Source organism: Dethiosulfatibacter aminovorans DSM 17477 (assembly GCF_900142005.1).
In the GTDB taxonomy this organism is placed as follows: Bacteria; Bacillota; Clostridia; order Tissierellales; family Dethiosulfatibacteraceae; genus Dethiosulfatibacter; species Dethiosulfatibacter aminovorans.
On record NZ_FQZL01000031.1, the window covers coordinates 1 to 22,240 of the forward strand.

Sequence of the window (22,240 nt, forward strand, 5' to 3'; positions counted from 1 at the left end):
TACTCACGCGTTACTCACCCGTCCGCCGCTAAACTGTTAAAGTAAACTTTATCAGTTCCGCTCGACTTGCATGTGTTAGGCACGCCGCCAGCGTTCGTCCTGAGCCAGGATCAAACTCTCGTTTAAAATCTCTATTTAAGGCTTTCGCCTTTAACTCATTTCTTACACTGACTTCTCCTTATTAAAAAAGTCCCAAAATTACTTTTGTTTGTTACATAATTAACTCTAAGAATTACGTTGACTATGTGTTATTCTATTGTCCAGGTTCTTTGCTGTATCCGTTGCTGTTGCTTGTTTTGACAACTTGTTCAGTATACCACTCTTACTTTTCCGTGTCAACTGTTTTTTCAAGTTTTTTTAAATCTTTTTTACAAGTTTTTTACTTGTTCTTTACTATCTTTCCTGCAGCCTTTTTTTAAGGTGCCTTAATAGTATAGCGACTGTGTTTCGTTTTGTCAACTGCTTTTTTAACTTTTTCTGACTTTTTCTGACTTTTTCCACATTCTCTTTCGAGACGCTTTATCAGTATAATGACTTTATCTTCATTTGTCAACCGTTGTTTTTCGGTTTCACAGTTTTTATTTTCAAGCCATCTTTCACAGCACTTTTTTAGAGTGCTTTTCTATTATAGGGATTAATGACATCATTGTCAACAATAAGTTTATATTATCTTATAATTTATTCTCATTACAAACCTGCCATTCTTGAAATCTCATATATTAAATGTTATAATTTTATTGTTGTGAATATACAGGGTAGCTCATTAATATCTTTGTCTACAAGCATGACATGATTATATGTATTACGTGCTATTCCCTTCTATTGTGCTGGGATTTTTTTATTTATTCGGTCGGAATGATTCAACTGATTGAAAATTAGACGAACTCGATATACTGGAGATTTATAATTTAGTCGGAGGAAAAGATGAACAGGGTCAGAATCAAAAAATGTAAATGTTGTGATGAGAAAATCAAATGGAAACCAGTCAATAAAAACAACAAGCACTCTATTCATTCCGAGGTACATTCTTTCGACAGAAACATAAGTTATGCCAAGCTCATAAGCGAGGACGAGTTATCAGTTACATATACCTTCTACTGTAAATCATGTGACAGGGAAAACATAGCAACAATTTCAAAAAAAACATATAAGGAAATAAGACTTACAGTCTGCTGATAAAATATAAATGTAAACAAATGCCATCCGGATCAATCTTAACGGATGGCATTAACTAATTAATATGGAGGCAATTATGATAGTATCCTTTTCATCTTTAGACGAAAGACTTAAGGAAGAAGCGCTAAATTTCATACTCAGTCATTCAACAAGCCTGTATTATGGAGATATTGAAGATAGAAAGAAATATCTTACTGGCGGCACCTTTGAAAAAGGTGAAAATCTTAAATTCTATTATGAAAATTCCAAGTTCATCGGTTCCATAGGAATTGTAACTTCAGAAATAAGCTTAAAAAAAGAAGGCTATATTACAGAAATCAATGTTTCAGACAAGTCCTTGAAAGTTTTCGGATACTTGCTTGAGGATGCAGTTTCTGTTTGCAAAAATGCGGGGGCTGCCATTATAACTCTTGGTTTGAAACCTCATAACTTCTTTCTTGCAGATTCAGTAATGGAATCCAACTTCATACGTTCATATAGTTTTATAAAATTAGTACATAATAGAAGTATCGAGTATGAATACGACAACCTGGTTGCGCTAAACAAGGAAAATGCTCCCGCATTTGCTGAAATAATGACTTCTTCCTTTCTGAATACTCCCAATGGAGGTTCTTTATCTGTAAAGGAAGCATATGAATTATTGGATGATCATGACAACAATAAATACGGATTGCTTGATACCCAATGCGGTTACGTAGGCGTTTACGAACTAAGGATTACCGGCAAGAAGGGATGGATAGATTCAATCGGTATTAAACCGTCATGTCAGCACAAGGGATATGGCAAGATGCTGCTAAACCAGACAATGGGATATCTTTATTCCCTGGGAGTTGAAGCAATCGAAATGATGGTAGCAGATTCCAATACAATTGCATACGAACTTTATCTTAAAACAGGATTTGAGGAGAAGGAAGTCCTATCTACCTGGTACAAGCTCTCTGTAAATAGTTGACTATAATCTGACCAGCCGCTTTTGGAGCCGATAAAGTATCTATTCAAAAAATAATCGGTCATTCTTACTATGCCACTAGGGCAAATATTTACACAATACGCTTATGCTAAAAAAATAAATAAGCCAGGAATTATCCTGGCTCAAATCTTCTATAATCACATTAGCAACTGTCAATAGTTCTCCTTAGCAAACTATTCTTTATAACAATTGTTCTTTTGCTAGCATTAACTGTTTGCTAATATCTTCAGGTTTTAGCGGTTTACTGAAATAATATCCTTGAATGACTTGACATCCCAAAGATTGTAAAATCATAAATTGAGTTTCAGTCTCTACACCCTCTGCAAAAACATTAATATCAAATTCTTTTGCTGAATTAATAACACCTTCTATAAATGAATAAGCAGCATCATTCTCGATATTACTTATAAAAAACTTATCTATCTTTATATTGTGACAAGGATACTTAAATACATTTCTAAGTAAATTATACCCAGTTCCATAATTGTCTAGTGAGATTTCAAATCCATGTTTTATAAACTTATTTAAAAGAACCTCTATGCTTCTAATATTATTATATATACACCTTTCAGTTAACTCAATTCCTAACATACTTGACTCTATATCACTTTTCTCAACACTTTTCACTAAATAATTTAAAAAGTAATCATTTTTAAGGTCTTCAGATGATACTTTAATGAATACTTTTGTTGTAATACCCTTCTTTTTCCATTCAGATAATTGTTTAATGACTTCTTTAGCGACCCATTTTGTTACATAATTAATTAAATCATGCCTTTCAACTATATCAATTATTTCCCCAATATTCATTTTCAGGCTATCCCATCTCAATAATGCTTCTACACCAATAATTACATCATCAATCATATTGTATATTGGTTGATATTCAACTCTTAACTCATTATTATTAAGAGCATGAAATATTTCACACATTATAGAATGTTCCTTTTGAAAAACATCTGCTAGTGAATTGCTGAAAATTGATAAATTATCAATTTCCCTACCTTCTTGCAGCAATGATCTGCTAAGATTATTACAAAATATTTCAGTTTTATCTCCATGTATTGGATATTTTAGAATACTACTTTTTAACTCCAAATTAATTGGAACGTTATTTATCAAAATCGGATTGTTAAATATTTCTAAGAACTGTATGCTTTTTTTGTATGTAGCATCAATATTTGATTCTTCTAAAATTAGAACAAATTCATTGTTGCATAAAGAATATGGTTCACACTTATCAAATATCTCTTTGGCAATATCAATAGTATATTGTATGGATTTTCTGCTTATAGAATAATCATTGAACTTATTTATCCGACTCAAATTTGTAACCTCGAAAACAAAAGCAGTAAACTCATTTATATCTTCATCATTCATCAATATGTCTAAATCTTCATATAATTTGTTAACATTCTTCAAACCGTTATATTCATTTATTGACACTTCATCATTTAACATTGTACTGACCTCCATTAAAATTGAATATTGAACCTCAAATATGCTTCCCGCTAATCAGGAAACTTTCACTCAAATATCCTTCTCGACTATCTACAATGTTAATTATGTCTCTTCGGTAGCTCAACCGTCATAGAAAATTCCTTAGACCTGTAGCTTTGCGTCCTTACCTTTCAGTAAGTTTGCCTTTGTCGGAACATTATTTATAAGTGAAGTTAAAATTTACTATTCATTTATCAAGATTATATAAAAAACAAATTAACATGTCAAATGATTTGTTTGCAAATAGCAATCTTCAGTTTTACAAAAACTAAAAAAAATGCCATAAGCCTCATTTCAGTGAGATAAATATAAACTTACTCTTATCAGTTTTGTATACAAAATACTATCCCTATATAATAAGGAAGAAATTGAAAGTGACTACCAATCATTTTCTAATTAATATTCTAAGCCTCAAATTGAATATCTGGTTATACTTTAAAGACAGATATAAATTCGTCGGGCTGATTACACAATCTATGTTTTCGTTTATAAATAACTAAAACCCTCTATTCTATGAGGTTTGGGATAAGTTTATTACCATTTCATCCTTCTGATTCTGGGATCCATTAGAATCGCATACAGATATGATGGTCCCTGCAACTATTGTAATTGTGTTGTACTTTTCAAAGGCACATATTAAAGTGCTTTTTCAAATTGTGATTTAGAAATCAATCTATTTGTTATACTCGATTTAATTGCTTACTGTTTAATAGAACTCTACTTCTACGGCTAATTCTGGTACATCCAGAAACCGGAAATTGCCTTAGCAAATTTATTGCGGTTGTAAACTTTAGTATTCATAAAGCAACGTATAAAATCATGTATCTCAAAAATCTCAATACCATTTACTACGCTTATCATATTGAAAATCCTCATATTATTCCCCATATTTTCAATAATATCAAAACTAAAGCCACAAAATCCAATATCAGTACACTTAAGATTAGTAACCACTTCTTATTCCAACGCTTACTAATCTCCATATTTTTTTGACCTATGCTTTCAATTCCATTTTTTAGTATGTTTATTTCTTCAACCATACTTTTAACATTGGCATATGTCTTCTCATTGATTTTATAACTGTTATCAAGAAACTCATCAACTTCTTTGAATTTTTTATTGATTTCTTCTTCTGTACGTTTTAATCTACTGGTGATTGCCTTACGTGAATCTTCCGAAAGCTTCTTATTCTTTTCAAATTCACCCTCAAACTTCTTTCCGATTTCCTTAAATAATTCATCTACAAAGATATCTTTATACAAATTTTTAAGAGACTCTCTAGTATTGTCAGATAATGATTCTTCAAGAATTTTGTTTTTGCTACTATCTTGCATTGTACTCTCCCTGTTGATAAGAATAATCCATAATCATAAAGCTAATTTTCTCTAATATATTGATTGATTCTATATCATTTTTTGATTCATTCAAAGAATTGGTTAATTCAATAAGATTATTCTTAAATTCTTTTTCAATTAGTAACGTCCTATTATTAAGGTTTTCTAACTCTTTTTTTGTTCTAAGCTCAAATTCATCTCTGGATTTTTCAATATTACTTCGTTCTCTCATGTTAATATTGATATATTTTTCCTTTTTGTTTATTAAATCATTACAATCCCTCAACTCACTTCTTCTATCGTCAATATTTTTCTTAATACTGAATTTTAATCTATTTATTTCTTCAATAATTTTATTTACTTGCTTTGACAACTCTTCTTCCATAGTTTCTATTTCTGATTCAAACTTTCTAATTAATTTACTTTTTGAATCAAACATTCCATACTTGAATCTACAACTTACATTACCAGTTATAAGTCGTGTTATTTCATTTGAAGCCGCATTCAAAATGTTAATAGTCTTGTTTATATCTAATTTTTCAAAACTTATTTTTAATACAGGCAAATCCGATAAAATCTTATTTATATAATGGACTTTTTCATCATCTGATTTTACTGATTCAAATGATTTCTTTGAAAATTCTCTCCAATTTCTTTTAAATTCTTTTTCATACTCTTCAAAAAGGTTTTTTATATCTTTCTTTTTAATACCCTTATTACCATTAACTTCTGTAAAAGGTTTGAATCTAATAGGACTTTTTATCATTATATTTAATGCCGTTTCATTAACTTTGCTTTTTAGTTTCTCAATATCTCTATTTAGATTTTTGGATACAGATTCACATTTTTTCTTATCGTTCTCCACTTCCTTAATAACATTATTTATTTTTTTCAACTCTTTCTGAAACTTCTGCTTTTCTTTCTCTATGTTTTCCCTATATTGACTACTAATTCTAGTGTTCATAGTAAAAAGGTTAAAATCAGAAAGAGAGATGCAAACATCTTCTCTCAACTCGTTTATTAATTCATTTATTATACTTTCTGTTTTCTCAAAAACATTTGGATTATTTTCTCTTAGCTCGTTGAAGGATTTGCCAACTTCAACCGGATAGCATTTGTTCTTCATATCTTTTTTAAAAGTTCCTTCAAGCTCTGCATAAATTAGATTTAAATAAGAATGTTTATTCAATTTATCGACACTCATTATTTTTTTCTTTATAGAATCATTGGAAATACACTTTGTTAATACAATTCTATATTTGTCAGGATAATCTGTCCAAAATAGTGTCTTATTCAATTTATTCAAATACAGTATCTGATTAATTTCTTCTACTATGTATACTTTGCCACACATGGGTAAATATTTTCTATAAAGCTCATTTACTATTTCTTTCTCTGAAGAATCAGAAGACTCTATACCTGGTAAGTCTACAATATTTACACACTCATCACTATTGTCATAGAAAAATCTTTTAGGAATCATAATCTCAATCTCCTTTTCATTCCTAAAAGAATTGTCGGTAATCTTATTTCTTAATTTTGAAAAGAAACCCTCAACTTCTTTATTATCAGTGAAGTTTTTATATTCTTGATCATACTTCACTCTATATTTATTGTCATATGATTTACAGTAAATCATTGTAGTTACTGTGGATGACTCACCAATCTTTCTTCCACCTCTCAATACTTTGGAAACTACATCATAACTGTCATCTCTTATTCCCAACAGTTTTAAAATTAGTGATGTCTTTCCAACCTGTGCCCTACCATATACAACAGTATATGTCTCACCTTTTTCCTGACGTTCTACTATTTCACTTAAATAATCATCTTTCAGTAACCCTACAAATTCTTTATGAGCTTTATTTACCCAGTCTAATCTGTTTTTTATCAAGTCCTCTTTAGTTGAACGGATGATCTTGTCCATTTTCTAATATCCTTCTTCCATAAGATCTTATATCAGATAAGAATAGTTTTATACCGAATACTAAATTATCCTTTTCTTCACAATGATATCGCAATTCAAGCTTTTCTCTTAAATAATCGTTAAATCTATCAAAATAATCTTCATATAATTTAACAGTATTTTCTTTATACTTGCCACCGATAGCTTTTATCATTTCTTTTGAATACTCAATCTCTGCAATTTCTCTTGCATTCAATGTTCTCCTCAAACTAACAAATAAACCAATTGCTCCTATCCCTCCAAATAATGCAGTTGCCATTGTTGACGATATATGCAGTCCAATAGATTCTGCTATTGCTGGTACAACATTAATTGTACCATCCAATGCATCTACTCCCATTAGAACCCCTATTCCCTTTAACACTGCTCCTCTTTTTTCTGAAGCATACTTCAATTCATCAATTAAATTATATTCACCATAAGTTGGTGCTAATCCCATAACTTCATTTGAAACATCAAAGTCTTCATTTTTCAACAATCCAATATCTCTCAAATATTGTATTCTAATAATTTCATTAGAGAGATATGGTATTTTCTTAACCTCCTGTTTTATACTACTTCCTACATTTATCACTTCTTGCGATTCAACATTCATTAAATTAGATAGAATTTCAACAGTTGAATCATCAGAGTCCACAATTCTTTGGTTTTTCTCATTTTCAATTATTGAAGGTGGATAAAACATGGTTCTCTTACTGTTAACTCTCTCAATGCAGTCACTCAACAATTTATTATTATCGTTATTTTCCCAACTCTCATCAATCTTTTCATTCAGTTGATTGATATACTTCCTATTTTTATCAATACTATATATAATCCTATGTAATTTTTTTGTTTTATCAATTTTTGTACAAACCTCTTCTATTGCATTCTTGCTTATATCTCGAATCTCCTTATCTATTTCTTCATATAAATCTTTTTTAACCTTAATTGCTACATCTGCCATCCAATTGAATATTTTATCCACTTCCCCAGCACTAGGATCTTTGATATTATTCATATATATCCTGTCATCGATTTCGTCCAATAATGTAAATAGGTCATCCAGTATCATATCATTTATGTTAGTCAGTTGTCTTTCTCGTCCTGCTCTTTGTAATGATGAATAAGAATTTATTGACCTGATAATTTCTTGTCTCCACTCTTCCATAACTACTGGGTCTGTACCAACTTTAATAATTCTATCTTCATCAATATTGTAATCCTCACTGAAAGATCCTTTGAGCTCATCAGTACCTGAGTTGTCTTGATCTGAAAAAGAAAGCGCAAAGATTGGTTTATCATATTTGAATTCTTCTAAAACTTTACTCATCAATTTCATATTATGCTCTTGTGCTAATTTTGTAGATGAAAAAACAAATACTGTATTTGATGCCTGTTCAAGTACATATTTTGTAAAATCATCTTCTGCTGTCCCATTATCCTCTATTCCAGGAAGCAAAATAAAAGAACATTCTCCATGTGGAAAGTATCTCTTTGGTACAACCAACTCATAATAGATAACATCAGATGCAGGATTAATTAATCCATTATACATTTCTTCTTTTGATAATATATTTGTTGTAAAATTACTCTCGTTTTCTATATCAACCTTAGTTGTGTAGCACTTAATTTCATCAATATCCTTTTCAGTAATCATCACTACAGCTTTTTCTCCTCTTCCTATAACATTCGGAAGATATCCATCAGGGATTTCATATAAATTCATCATCATGGTTGTTTTCCCCACACCCTGCGTCCCTGAAACAGCGATCATATACTTGTTATAGAAAGCTTCTGCTATGAAACTTCTCTTTAATATGTTTTTAAATTTATCAGTAAACTCTTTTTCATCACCGTTGTTTCTAATCAAACCTAAGGCTTTGCATTTACCATAAGTTTTCCATAGTTTACCATTTAATCCTTTCAATAATATCTCAGGTTCTATGTTGTAATTATTATCATTCATGCTATTCTCCTTATATACTAAATTTTTCTTCAATATACTCGTATACTCAATAGTCTCTACCATTCTTCCCTTGAAACACTCTATAATACCCAATCCCCATTCAGCATATTTCAACATTAATTGTATCACTAATAATCATCAGTCACAATAAAAAACCATTGATTGCAGATAAATTACACAACAAGGTTGAATTTACACACCCAACCCATACCACTCTTTATATATACCCAAAAGATAATCATCCAAATAAGTAACAGCTTTTCTTTTCAATTCTACAGGAATCCCATAATAAGCCTCAGCAATTGATCCTGCAATGGCAGCTATTGTATCGCTATCCCCACCTACGGACACTGCTATTCTTATTGCATCCTCAAAAGACTCTGATTCAAGAAATGCAGTAATTGCTTGTGGAACACTGCCCTGGCATGTCACATCAAATTCATAATCATCCCTGATATCATCAATCTTGAAGTCAAGCGGATAATATTCTTCACTTATTCGATTCCTAATCTCTTCCTTGCTGCATCCTTCAATAGCCATATATATTGCCATAGACGTAGCCTCAGCGCCCTTATAGCCTTCTTCATGGTTGTGGCTCACACCGGTTATTGCTTTAGTCAACTTTTTGACTTCATCTTCATCCGAAACACCAAAAGCAACGGGGCTTATCCTCATTGCCGCCCCGTTTCCAAAACTATTATATGGCACTGGATTCTCAGTGAAAATCCAGTGCAAGAACATACCCCCAAATCCATGTAATGGGTACATTCTTCCAAGCTCCTGCATATTCTTTATTGCAAGTTTCTCTACTTCCTTAAAGTATTCATCACCAGTAAAATCAGCTTTATTTTTCCAAATTTGTTCAAGCTCAATCAATGTTTTTGCTACAGCCATGGTCATTACACTATCATCAGTAATAAGACACTCATCCGTAAATAACTCAAATTCCTTTGTCTTGATATTTTCAACTTCAAATCTTGATCCTACTATATCGCCAATTATAGCTCCCAACATATCAAATCCCCCTCACTATTTATTCTTCCTCTTCCTCATATCCTCATCAATCCTTTTCTTCCAGTCCCTGGACACAGACCTGTTCTCACGCATGCAGCTGACAGCTTCTCCAATGACGTCATAATTTAGCTCTGTACCCTTGCTGTCAGAAACAAAGCTTGCTGCCATGTCTCTATTAATGCCAATACTCTCAGCTGTTGCTTCAGCATCAATGTTTGCGCCAAGGAATATGAATTCCCAATTGTATTCTTTCTTCTGCCTGCTGATCATGTCCTTAATATTCTTGTAGGTGTATTCACGACTGGCATTTTCCATGCCGTCTGTAGTTATTACAAACATAACATTTTCAGGTCTGTCTTCTTCCCTTATATGCTTGTGTACATATGATATCCTGTTGATTGTTTTTCCCACTGCATCCAGCAAGGCAGTAGTACCTCTTACAAAATATTCCTTGTGACTTATTGGTTGAATTTCCTTCAAGTCAACCCTGTCGTGGAGCAATTCATACCTGTCGTCAAACAATACAGTAGTTGCCACCGCCTCACCATCTTCCTTTTTCTGCTTGTCAAGCAAGGAATTGTAGCCACCTATGGTATCACTTTCAAGTCCGCTCATTGATCCGCTTCTGTCAAGTATAAAAACCAGTTCCGTTAATCCCTTTTTCATTTTCTTTGTCCTCCTTCAATCATTTCTTATTGTGATTAAAGGATACCATTTCTCCTAAAGGCAGAGGTCGCATGAAAAGAGACAAATCAGCAACCAAGGGTTTTTTGTTCAAAATAGAAGAGGGCCTCGTTGACTTCAAAGATATTGTAGTTTTCATTTTCTATAAAATACTCAATGATTATATCGAATTTGCTGCTGTGGGAAAGGGCATAGCCGGCAGTCATCAAGAGGTCTTTGGTCTCATCAAGATTCAGCTCCAGTGATATGGCAAATGCTACTGCCGTATACTTGCTAGGCTTATAGCCAATGTTATTTCGAATCTTTGAAAAAAGTCTTCTGTCAACATTGGCTCCATTATAGGTTTCTACATCATCCTTACCCTTTTCATCTATAAGTCGCAACAGCATTGTAGAAAAACTTTCTTCCGTCTGATTAACCAGGTCTTCCAGTTTTCGCTTGGATTCAAAAACAGTAACTGTTTCCGAGAATACACCTCTGTACACATTGGCTGAATTCTTTAATAAATTGTCTTCGATATACCTGTCGTCAATATACTGCTTTATTGACTTGAAGACTTTCTCCGACAGCACTACTGCATCCTTGTCAAAAACCACCATGTAAACCATCATGTCGTTATTCATCAGGAATTCACCAATAACAGACATTGCTACATTGAGGGCCTTATCCTTTGGCATGCCAAATGCACCGGCAGAAATTAGAGGAAAGGCAATGCTTTCAAGCTTGTATTCCTTTGCCAGTGCAAGTGAATTCCTGTAGCAGGATGCCAATAATTCAAGCTCCTTACAGTTGCCTCCATGCCATACAGGTCCGACAGTATGGATGACATACTTTGCCAGCAACTTGTATCCTTTGGTGATCTTGGCCTGGCCGGTCTCGCATCCACCAAGGCTACGACACTCGGCCAAGAGGTCCTTGCCTGCAGCCCTGTGTATCGCTCCATCAACTCCTCCACCACCCAGCAGAGACTTATTGGCTGCATTTACTATTGCATCCACTTGTACTTTGGTTATATCATTTCTGATTATTTCAAATGGCATTTAATACCTCCTGGTTTTCGTCTCTAAATCCATTGAAAGTCCAATGTTTACTACCGTCTCAAAACTCATAAAGTTATTTGTCATGCCCAGCTACCAACGTCACTTTTTTGTAAGTTCAATAATAGGAAGCAACACTCTAGTATCATATTCTGCATCCTCTGATTTCCAAAAGACAACATGTCTGACTCTGGCAGTGGAGAAAGCATATCCTTTATTCAAATATGATTGTAATTCATTCTTAAACTTCCTGGAGAATATCAAAACCTGGTTTTTCTCCCTATCATAGCAACCATTCATATCTACAATCAGCTGGTCACCACCAACAAGATTCTCAAGCAGACCACTTACTTTCTTTTCATAGCTATAGCTCAAAAAAACGTCCTTATAGGAAAGGGGCAGGTACAATTTTGACAGATTATCATCTGTCTTGGATGGTGACAAGTGGTGCACACCTTGGCCCATTAGGTCGATAATATTATGAAGTTCATTATCCTTGTAGTGTATCTCCAGGTTGTTTTTTGCCCTGGTCATAGCAACATACAAGGCTCTCTTCTGTTCCTCACTATTAGCATCAAATCTGTCAAGCATTATCAGGACATTGTCAAACTCTCTACCCTTGGCTTTATGAATTGTAGAAACATAACAAGCCTGATCACTTGTGCCAACAAAATCTTCCAACTTGGATTCCCTAAAATGAATCATCAAATCCGATATGTACATTACCTTGCCGGATGTTTCTTCAAAATCACTAATCATTCTTCTTATGGTATCCAAATTATCACTGGCGGCAAATTTACTGAACAAAGATTTCTTTGCATTCAACCACTGTGTCTTATCAATTATATGCAGGTCTTCATCCATGTGTAATTTGCTTAAGAAGTACCTGATCTCATTCAGATTTATGGGCTTAATGTTGTCATAGGATTGAATCAGCCTTGCCTTTACCTTCATCTCAGTCAACAGGCCGGTCACCTGCAAGGCTTCAAAGTTTGTATTGGTTAAAATACAGGTGTTTCCACTCCAGTCCTTCTTGAGAATCGAGTCGGCAACATTTCCTATCATGTGGTCTGAGTGATTATAAAAACAAGATGTAATCTCCCCGTCATCCTTTCTTACGGGAAGAATGGGCATGCTTTTCATTCTGTTTTCGATTGTTGATGCAAAGCCATTTGACAGCTTTATCAAATTAGGCTTACTTCTGTAATTCTCAACCAACTCATACATTTTTGCATCCGATGCATTCAAAATCCTTTTCATGTATTGAGAACTTGATCCCCTAAAGGCATATATGTTCTGATCATCATCGCCAACAGCAATTATTCTCATGTTGTCATTTTGTTTAACCATTGCCCGGATAAACTCAAACTCATTTTTGTCCATATCCTGAGCTTCATCTACCACCATTACGGTTTTTGTTATTCTTGACTTTTCAATCTCTCCCTTCATTATCATTTGTCCTGTCTCGGCAACTATACTTCCAGACCTGTCGATATCACCAACCTTTCCTTGTAAATCAAAACAATATGAATGAAAGGTCTTTATGTCGATGTAATTGGCTGGACCACCGATAAGGTCCTTGAGTCTTTTCTTGAACTCAATGGCAGAAGCCCTTGAAAAGGTCAACATCAACAACTGCTCATGTTTTACATCCTCCAGCAAGAGCAAGGATGCCAGCTTGTGAACCAATATCCTTGTCTTCCCACTGCCGGGACCTGCAGCAACAACGATATATTTGGATTCATTATCTCTTATAATTGATAATTGGGCCACTGACAAGGCGCCGAACAAGTCTTCAAATTTCTTTGGCGTAATATTTTTATCTATCATGTCCCTTTTGTCCCCGCCAAAGTATTTCTTTAAGAAAGATTTGTACTGTAAGTGGAAATAGTCGTCCACAAACTTCAAGGCACCTAAATAATTATTGAGCATCTTCTTGGCATATTCACCCACTATATGAATTTGATGTCCCTTTTGCTTGTAATAAGTATCCAGAGTCACGTAATCATCTATTTTGTATTTTATTCGATTATCAAGTTCCAGTCTTTGAATATTGATCCGGTTGTAAATGACTAAAAATCCACCCTCTATCTTTAATGCACCTATCCTGGATAAATAAAACAGCGCCTCCTCCACATCCTTGAGACTTACTTGTTTACCAAACAACTGATTTGCGTAATTGTATTCCTCTTTCAATTCATTCACAGAGAACTCCACTGCAAAGGCTTTATCATCACTTGAGTTCTTATTGTATAGATAATTCAGAATAAAATCGGAAACACTCATTCTATTTCTATAGATTTTTTCCAAATTATCATGGTCCTTCTTAAAAGCAACCCTGATGTGGTTTTTATCACCTCTTGAAGTCTCCTTCTTAATCCAGCCCTTGATGGCCCAGAAATTAAGCAAGGTTATGACCTTGTCTGTTGTTACCTTCTTAAGGCCTTCCTTGTCCGCTTTTTCATTAAGGGCTTTAATATTATAAACACCGTCTTGACTAATATTATCAATTAAGAATCCCTCAAGTTCTCCAGACCATTTCAAGAGATTGGCTGATTTTTGTTGACTGCTTTCGTCGTTTAAGAAGGCAGATAAGTCTTTAACATCAGCCAGTATCCTTTCTTCTCTCAATGACATAATTATCCTGATGGTTCTTTTAATGTCAATTCCCAGACGGTCACTTATATAGTCAACCCTTGTTTCATTGTCCTCGGTTTTTCTACTTTTACCCTTAATCAACATGGCAACCATAGCAACAGCCAAATCCTTATCTTCTTCAGCTATGTTCTTTGAAGCTCTTATAATGGCTTGGGCATCCATGACACTCTTGGTTAAAATACTGTCTGCATATACTCGAGGTGAATTTTGGCCGCGCTTAATATAACCTGCCTGCTCAAGAGCCGTGACAGCAGTTTTCACCCTGGTCTCCAGGTCATAAATATTGTCGTCCCAACCGGCTCTTCTGGCAATTTCAAGTGCTGATTGTGTGATGTTTTTTCTGGACCTGGTTACATCCTTTATTGCTTTCCAAACTTGACCTATCTCATTGATACTTAGCTTAGTTTGATTCAGCATATTGAAGTGTTCATTAAGATCATTATCATCATATAAAATGAAACACTCGGCATTGATGGTCTGGTCCCTCCCGGCCCTGCCTGCTTCCTGTACATAATTCTCCAGGGAATTTGATATTTGATAATGAATAACCAGACCGACATCGGACTTGTCAACACCCATGCCAAAGGCTGATGTGGCAACCATAATATCTATATTGCCCTCTATGAAGTCCTCTTGATTCTTGTTTTTTATCTGTTTCTCCATCTTGCCATGATAAGCAGCAGCATTATAACCATCACTTTTAAGGCGGTCTGCAATTTCTACTGTCAATTTGGTTTTGGATGCATAAACGATTGTAGGTTTTTGCTTTTCCTCAATCAATAACCTTAAGCGGTCATACTTATCTGCTTTTTTACACTCTATCACCTTATAGGATAGATTCTTCCTTGAAATACTGGCGGAGAAAAACTCCATTTCAGCACCAGTATAATCCTTGAAATAGGCAAATATATCATCTACAACACCCTGCTTTGCAGTTGCAGTAAAACAAGATACCGGTATCATTTCCCTTAGACCCTTGGCTTGGCAGAGTTTATTTATGAATTCACCAATATATAGGTAATCGACCCTAAAATCCTGTCCCCATGCTGAAAAACAGTGGGCTTCATCTATTACGAACCTTTCAATTTTTCTTGATAAGAGAAGTCGTTCCATTGATTTGGACCTAAGGGATTCAGGAGAAATATACAAAAGTTTTGCTTCTCCATTTTCAACCCTTCTAATAACTTCCGACCTTTCAATAGGGTCCAGTAGACCGTTAATAGTGACAGCACAAGTAATACCTTTTGTTTCAAGATTATCCACCTGGTCTTTCATCAATGATTGAAGTGGCGATATGATTACAGTAAGTCCACCTGAAGCCTTGCCGGCCATGAGTGCCGGAACTTGGAAAGTTATTGACTTGCCTCCTCCCGTTGGAAATATTGCCAGCAAAGACTTTCCTTTCATTGCCGCTGAAGCTGCTTCCTTCTGTAATTCTTTTCCATCAAAGGATCTGAAATTCTCATATCCAAAATAATCTCTAAGACCCTGGGTTGGATCTAGTTTTGAACGACAATATGAACATCCCAGACTACATGGCTTGCTCCTCAATATTGTTATGACTCTTTCCACTTGGGGATATGACTTTACAACCCACCTGGGTGTTATTGAAATGTCATCACCTGAACTGATCACTGCTATTGCATATGCTAATTCTATGGGACTGGTCTCAACTAATTCTTTTAAGTCAACATTCTCACAAATCCTGCCCCTTAGCTCTGCCTCCATTAACTTCAAGATGTCTTTTTCTTTCCTGTCGCTTTTCCAAAATGCCAGTCTGGGCTTCTTGAGATTCATATTTGCATACTTGAAGAAACCCTTAAACTCATTTGAATCCTTTAAGAGAAGATTGAAGATGTCTTTCATATTCTGAGACAGGTTATTATATGCATTCAACTCATCAAAAAACAGTTCCTTGGCCTTAATAGAATCATTTACAGGATTATTCAGATCTTCCGTCTGTAATTTATCATCCTTGACCAGCTTGTGGTATGGATTCTTGGGGAATAGCAGTGGTGATAGATGAAGTGTATCAATGGCTTCTTTTTCCTTTAGTCTAGCTTTTGATCTTCCTATGTATTCCAAATCATGCTTTAGAATATTATGTCCACATATGTAATCGGCATCTCCAATAAAAGAAATAAAGTCGTCCTCAATACCTGTATGGACAACTGCACCATATTCATCTACAGCACCATAGTCGGCAACTCTTCCGGTATCCATATTCACTTCCGTATCTATAAACACTATCCTTGCCATATCAACCTCTAATATTCTTACCAATCCAACAATCTGATTATGTATTTAAATCCACACGGTAAGTTGTTTTTGCATTCATAAAGGAATATGAATTAATAATCAAGTCACACTATTCCGGAAGTTTTTCTCCGGTATTAACCTGATAACCAATCATAAACAATGACGCTTCTAATGCTCTGATTGGATTCTTCTCTGAGCTAAATTCAGACTCTTTTGCAATTTCCCCCAACAACCAATTTGCATATATATTATTCTTAATATGCTTCTTGCCGTTATTGGCCAATTGGGTAAACTTATATCTTCTGCTACTGGGATTTCGTTTATTAATAGGTCCGACATCTGACTTTGTAGGTCTTGAATTGCCATAAGAAAAATTCAATTCTTCAGGTATTACACCAATATCCCTATCTTCCAAATAATATCTGACCAATAAGCCAAGTGCAGCTCCAACCCTGCTGTCATAAATCACGAAGTCATCAATTATCAGTGAATACAACTTGGTAAAACCCGAGTTCATAATGATTCCTTCAAAACTATCCCTTGTATTTACACTCTCCGGATCCAGTTTACGTGAAGCCAACTCATAGAATTGAATTATTCGATCACCCATATCCTCAAGTTTATTATAGTTACTGCGTAAAACGCCTCCCCAATCAAGCATACTTCTTGAATACAATAGAAGGTCTTTGGCATTCTTATTCATTATCGCAGATTTCATGCCAAATTCAATATTTTCAAGCAACACTTCACTTTGTCCAAAGCTCTTACCTTTGATTTTCTTGCCATTTGGCAAAATACATGTAAATGGCCATGAATAATTCTCATAGGCATTGTAAATAGAATTACAGGACCAATAAAGCTTTGTCTTGTTGCTGGTATAAGAATGTTTAAATTCTATTTCTCCGGATATTCTTGGCTTTACCCATTCGATGAAATCTATTATAGTTTTGCTGTTAGTGTATTGTTCTTTGTTCATATCCTACCCCTCTCATCGGTTTGGAGTAATGCTACTAAACCGTTTTAAATTGTTCGGTATAAACCGATACATGTAATAAAATTATTGAAATTCCAATATTTATTATCATTGTCATAATAAGTTATAGTTGTATTACAGGTACCTAATTTATTCATTAAACCCGTCGAATTCGTCCTGTTATCATATTTCTTTTCAGGATAACACTTAACAGTTCCTCATCCTCTAAATAGTCTCGAAAATCCGAATGCCTTGTATTCATGTTATGAGCCAAATCAAATCGATTACCAATCACAAATAATCTCATGTCTTCTCCTCTACTCATCCAACAAACTTATCTGGCTTGCCCTGCTGTACAGGTAAGCTTTTTCAAGCTTTTCATCTACTTTCAAGCCGGCAAAATTATTTTCTTCAATATCCAGATATTCCTGTCTCATCATATTCTGGCGAATTTTAATGCTATAAACCAGATTGAAGCTATTGATTACTGCACCTTCTTTGATATCTGACAGGCAAATCAGTTGAGTATCATACTTGTTTGCGATATCAAACATTGGTTTCAGCAAGTGTCCTGATGTTATTGGTCCAAATGGATTATCCATAATCAAAACTTTACTTTCTTCTTTTTTCTTGAATAAGTCAACTGCTTGAGTATTTTTACGGCTATATGAAATCAGTGCAACCAACAAAGAGAAATAGGCGACGAATTTCTCCCCACCTGAATTCTTAACAATCAAATCCTCCCATGACATCATATGCCTGTTCTTTTCATAAATATCCACCTTGTAGGCTTTTACCTTAAAGTTCTCAAGATTACTGATGACATTTAGCAACTCTTTAGTTGACAGAACCTTGTTAATATTTTTTCTTATCCTAATTTCTTCCTCATTTTTCTTGATTTCATTTGTTATGTTTTCCAGGCAGATAAGTATATGGTCCTTGATCTTCTCCTTGGCAATTTCATCACTTTGTATCTTGTCATATTGTATATCAAGTATTTTTCTCTTAACCCCATCAAACTCAATGCTTGAGTTATCGACAACTTTTGGGATCTCATCATAAACGTTCTTTGCTTCCATGTAAGCATGTTCAATCAAGTCATTTTTGCTATGCTTAAGCTGATCAATTTTACTTTGCATAAGCTTAAGGGTACTGTTTAATAATTCATCATAAAAGGATATACGCTCAGTCAAATAATAGTATTTTTCATAGTTACGTGTCAGATTATCAATCTGTGAATATATACCTTTAATTGCTTCCTCCACCGTATTGGAAACAGTATTTGCATAAGCACTTTTTACTGCTTTACAAATTTTATCAAATGCACTAATTGAAACGCCTGAATTCTTTATTGAATCGCCAAATTGCTCAATTAACTCTTTAACTCTACCTTCAGTCTTTTCATTAATCTCGATTTCTACATCCTGCTCATATTGTAATTGGGCTACCGATTCAATTTTCGACTCTATACGTGTGTTTAGAATATTCAAAAGATTTTTTTGATTAGTCAACCTGTTAATTTTATCTCTTAACGACCTAATACTTGTTCTTATTTTTTCCAGTCTATTCTTGAAGTCACCTTTAATCTCACTCCTATCCAAAATATGATTTCCATTGAGACTTTTAACTTTGATTTTCCTTGCTTCATCCAGTCTTATTATCTTATTTTCCGTATTCCTCTCATCCTTATCATGCTTTTCCCTCAATTCATTATATCGATTAATTTCATCCTGCAATTCTTCTTCAATTCTAGCAGAATATACGACAGTTTGTACATCTTCCAAATTCAATCCAAGACGTCTTATATTATCTGTCGATCTGCCTATGTCTTTAATAGTACCTTTTAGCCGCGCCTCTATCACTGTTACATCATCTGAAACATTTTTCTTACAGGCTTCTAGCATACCTTCAAGTTCCTCCAATGTTGCATCAATGATTATTTCATCCGCAGCCTCTTTATAAAGATCATATTTATCTTCAATTCTATTTAACTTTTCTACTTTTAATGACTGATCAAACTTTGAATTCTCAATACTATTACCTAACCTCTCTGCATCATTACTCAGGTTGGTAATTTCTTTATTTAACTTTTCTATTACAGTTACAATTTTCAGCAATTCCTTATTCTTAAGACAGTAGTCATTATCTTTATCTAAGTAGTCCTTGAACAGACCACTATTCTTTAGGCATTTCTTTTTATCCTCTAATAATTCTCGACACTTGTCCTCATAATTCCTAAGTTGCTTATTTAATTGTTCTATTGATTCCAGCAGCTCACTATGCTCAGCAGTCATTTTGCCAAGTCGATTAGAAATCTCATTTCGGTTTTTATAAAAATCTTTTTCATCCTCAAGTGACCACTTAAAATCATTCACCACTTTTAAGGCATTGATGTATTGTTCCGCAACCTCTAAAGCCTCTTTTTTTTCATTATTCAAGACATCTATTTGCTTCTCAATTTTCTGGATATGTGTATCCATTCCATCATTGTCATATTTTAACAGTGATGGATTACTCAATATCTGCCTGTCATTATCTTCTATCGTCATTTCTTTGTCTGCATGACTAAAAAGGGGAACCAATTGACTTAGGTCTATATCTTCGACTAATTCAGCAATTATTTCCCGTTCTTTCTCTGTTGCAATTAAACCGTAAGGGAGCAAGGGGTTTTTTAGTATAATTTTTTCACGATTTGCCCTGGATAATTCCCTCAAGTACTGCTCTCCTGTATATACAGCAAAATTATTATCTTGTAATGTATTGATTAAGGTCGCAGGGAGATAACTTATTCCTTCTTTAATACCATTAATCATCTTAGATAGCTCATTGATTTCCATATCAGTAGTAACAGCCTTACGTGTCCACTCTTCATAAGAATTTCGCAAATAGGCCACTATGACTTCTTTGTCAAAGACAGAAAATTGATTATTGCAATACCTTGAAATAATTTTTATAACTTTGGATTTTTCGTCTTCATATTGGGCAATCGCATTCTTGTTACTAAATTGCTCATTTTCCTCTTCTCTTATTTTCTGGTCCATATCTGACAAACGCTTGTTTTCAGTTTTTATTTGATCATCACACTCAGAAATGTTCTTTTTAACCCTTTCATGTTCTAAATCAAGGTCTTCTAGCTTTGTATCATAGACATTAATTACTTCATTAATATCTTCTTGGTTCAATTCACCCAACAGTGGGTTTCTTGGTAGTGATATACCAAGCTCTTCAAGCAACTTACTCTCATATTTGAGAAAATCTTCTGTTTTAGCCTCCAATCCGCCCTTCCTGGTACTTAGTCTATTCACTTCCTTGTTCTTTATATTTACCTGTTCAGATATTTCAGTTTTTTTTGCCTTGGATTTTTTTAGTTCATCCTCATTTTTATTAATTTCTTCTCTTAAGGATTCAATTTGTTTTGAATACAGGCACTTCAATGAATATTCAATTTGACTCATTTCTTTCAAGAGGTCTTCCTGATTTTTTGTTGCATTGTCCAGTAGCTTTTTCTGTTCGGCTTCCTCTTTCATTTTTTCCTTTATGACTTCATATTCACGAGCTCCCTGCTGTAATTTCAATTCATTTTGCTGCTGTTCAATGGCCGTATTGACCTTACCTAATTCTTCTCTGATTTGTCCAAGTCTCTCTGTCAATTCATCTTTTTCATTATCAATCTTGTGAATTTCATAGGATTTCTCTTCTAGATCAATATGCTGGATTTCGCGTTCCTTGACCTCTACTTCACCTTTCATCTGTTCTTCATCTGCTATCATTTTTTCCATTTTATTTGAAAAGAAATGATAAATTCCAACTAGTTCTTTTTTCTTTTTATCTTCATCATCAAGCAGCCCACAAATTTCTTTAGATGCTTCATCAATTTTTGTAAGATCATATTTGAATTTTTCTATTTCATCATACTCTTGAATAAAACTTTCATTTTCCACTTCTGAACTTGCAACTTGAACCATCATTTCCTCAAGCTTTTGATGGTCTGACATTTTGTCTTCTGTTGATTTGTCCAAGACCTTCTCAATATACTTAATGACCCATTGCTCCATTACTTGTCTTGAACTTTTACACTTTGCAAACACTTCCGAAACGCCATGCTCAGCTTGATTAATGCTGACCATTAATTCTTTCCATTCATTCCTGGATATACTGTACATATTCAGTCTGCGCTCATATGTCACTTGTTCGTCTTTTGTGGAATTGTAATAATTGATATCATAATTCCCCTTGTTTTCTTCAGATTTAAGCAACTTCTTGATATCATTATATCCGGCAACGACAATACCGTTGTTCTTTACTTCTGTTATGGGTATATTTTTAATATCATATTTATTTCCTTCTTCATAATGATGGCTAAATGTGTAAAAACGCAGGTTCAAATTATCCTCTTCTGCATTTGGATTATAGTTCATTGTAGGTGAAATTCCGATTCCGGTTAGTAAATAACCGGCTCCGTCATCAAGAAGCCATTCAATCATGATATAAGCCGGATCTTTCTTTCCAATAAAAAAATCACTTATAGGACGGCCTAAAAGCTTTGTTTTTGGTACGATAGGCTGCAAGATTGTCTGTACCAGAACAGATTTTCCCCCACCATTGGCAAGGCTAAGGAGTGCATTTTCCCCATTATAAAAATCGAAGGTTTCATCTATAATGTGTCTGCGATTATTATTGTATGAAAAATTTGTTATACGGAGTCTATTTATTTTCGGCAT

Annotated in this window: 13 protein-coding genes, 1 rRNA gene and 1 riboswitch; of the genes, 2 read left to right on the forward strand and 12 right to left on the reverse strand. The window is 34.1% G+C overall.

The annotated features are described in order from the left end of the window. Positions 1-126: ribosomal RNA gene (locus BUB05_RS15335) — 16S ribosomal RNA — on the reverse strand; the annotation flags it as partial. Positions 127-924: 798 nt separating this feature from the next. Between BUB05_RS15335 and BUB05_RS15340 the strand changes: the two genes are divergently transcribed. Next, positions 925-1,176, forward strand: a complete 252-nt coding sequence (locus BUB05_RS15340) for a hypothetical protein (protein ID WP_073050502.1) — start codon at positions 925-927, stop codon at positions 1,174-1,176. A gap of 76 nt (positions 1,177-1,252) precedes the next feature. Next, positions 1,253-2,128 carry a GNAT family N-acetyltransferase gene (locus BUB05_RS15345; protein ID WP_073050503.1) on the forward strand — a complete coding sequence of 292 codons (876 nt, stop codon included), beginning with the start codon at positions 1,253-1,255 and terminating at the stop codon, positions 2,126-2,128. Between the two features lie 198 nt (positions 2,129-2,326). Here BUB05_RS15345 and BUB05_RS15350 read toward each other — a convergent pair whose 3' ends face one another. The 11 genes from BUB05_RS15350 to BUB05_RS15400 all read right to left on the reverse strand — a co-directional run bounded on the left by BUB05_RS15350 (position 2,327) and on the right by BUB05_RS15400 (position 22,240). Then, entirely contained in the window at positions 2,327-3,607 is a 1,281-nt protein-coding gene (locus BUB05_RS15350) for an EAL domain-containing protein (protein ID WP_073050504.1), read from the reverse strand. A gap of 111 nt (positions 3,608-3,718) precedes the next feature. Then, positions 3,719-3,801: riboswitch (cyclic di-GMP riboswitch) on the reverse strand. Between the two features lie 717 nt (positions 3,802-4,518). Beyond that, positions 4,519-4,980 carry a hypothetical protein gene (locus BUB05_RS15355; protein WP_073050505.1) on the reverse strand — a complete coding sequence of 154 codons (462 nt, stop codon included), beginning with the start codon at positions 4,978-4,980 and terminating at the stop codon, positions 4,519-4,521. Beyond that, positions 4,970-6,907: a hypothetical protein gene (locus tag BUB05_RS15360; protein WP_073050506.1), complete on the reverse strand. Its 1,938-nt coding sequence runs from the start codon at positions 6,905-6,907 to the stop codon at positions 4,970-4,972. Before BUB05_RS15360 ends, BUB05_RS15355 begins: the two co-directional genes overlap by 11 nt. Continuing rightward, on the reverse strand, positions 6,882-8,894 hold the full coding sequence (locus tag BUB05_RS15365) for a hypothetical protein (protein WP_139258036.1): 2,013 nt from the start codon (positions 8,892-8,894) through the stop codon (positions 6,882-6,884). Before BUB05_RS15365 ends, BUB05_RS15360 begins: the two co-directional genes overlap by 26 nt. A 192-nt stretch (positions 8,895-9,086) precedes the next feature. Beyond that, positions 9,087-9,908 carry an ADP-ribosylglycohydrolase family protein gene (locus BUB05_RS15370; RefSeq protein ID WP_073050508.1) on the reverse strand — a complete coding sequence of 274 codons (822 nt, stop codon included), beginning with the start codon at positions 9,906-9,908 and terminating at the stop codon, positions 9,087-9,089. A 15-nt stretch (positions 9,909-9,923) separates the two neighbouring features. Beyond that, entirely contained in the window at positions 9,924-10,574 is a 651-nt protein-coding gene (locus BUB05_RS15375) for a vWA domain-containing protein (protein ID WP_073050509.1), read from the reverse strand. Positions 10,575-10,660: 86 nt separating this feature from the next. Continuing rightward, complete coding sequence (locus tag BUB05_RS15380) at positions 10,661-11,632, reverse strand: O-acetyl-ADP-ribose deacetylase (RefSeq protein WP_073050510.1); 972 nt, start codon at positions 11,630-11,632, stop codon at positions 10,661-10,663. 99 nt (positions 11,633-11,731) lie between these two features. Beyond that, entirely contained in the window at positions 11,732-16,546 is a 4,815-nt protein-coding gene (locus BUB05_RS15385) for a RecQ family ATP-dependent DNA helicase (RefSeq protein ID WP_073050511.1), read from the reverse strand. A 109-nt stretch (positions 16,547-16,655) separates the two neighbouring features. Then, on the reverse strand, positions 16,656-17,522 hold the full coding sequence (locus BUB05_RS15390) for a hypothetical protein (RefSeq protein ID WP_073050512.1): 867 nt from the start codon (positions 17,520-17,522) through the stop codon (positions 16,656-16,658). Between the two features lie 154 nt (positions 17,523-17,676). Further along, positions 17,677-17,844: an AbiH family protein gene (locus tag BUB05_RS19020; RefSeq protein ID WP_094763001.1), complete on the reverse strand. Its 168-nt coding sequence runs from the start codon at positions 17,842-17,844 to the stop codon at positions 17,677-17,679. Further along, a complete protein-coding gene (locus BUB05_RS15400; protein ID WP_073050513.1) occupies positions 17,837-22,240 on the reverse strand; it encodes a CCDC158 family protein in 4,404 nt (1,467 codons plus the stop codon). Before BUB05_RS15400 ends, BUB05_RS19020 begins: the two co-directional genes overlap by 8 nt.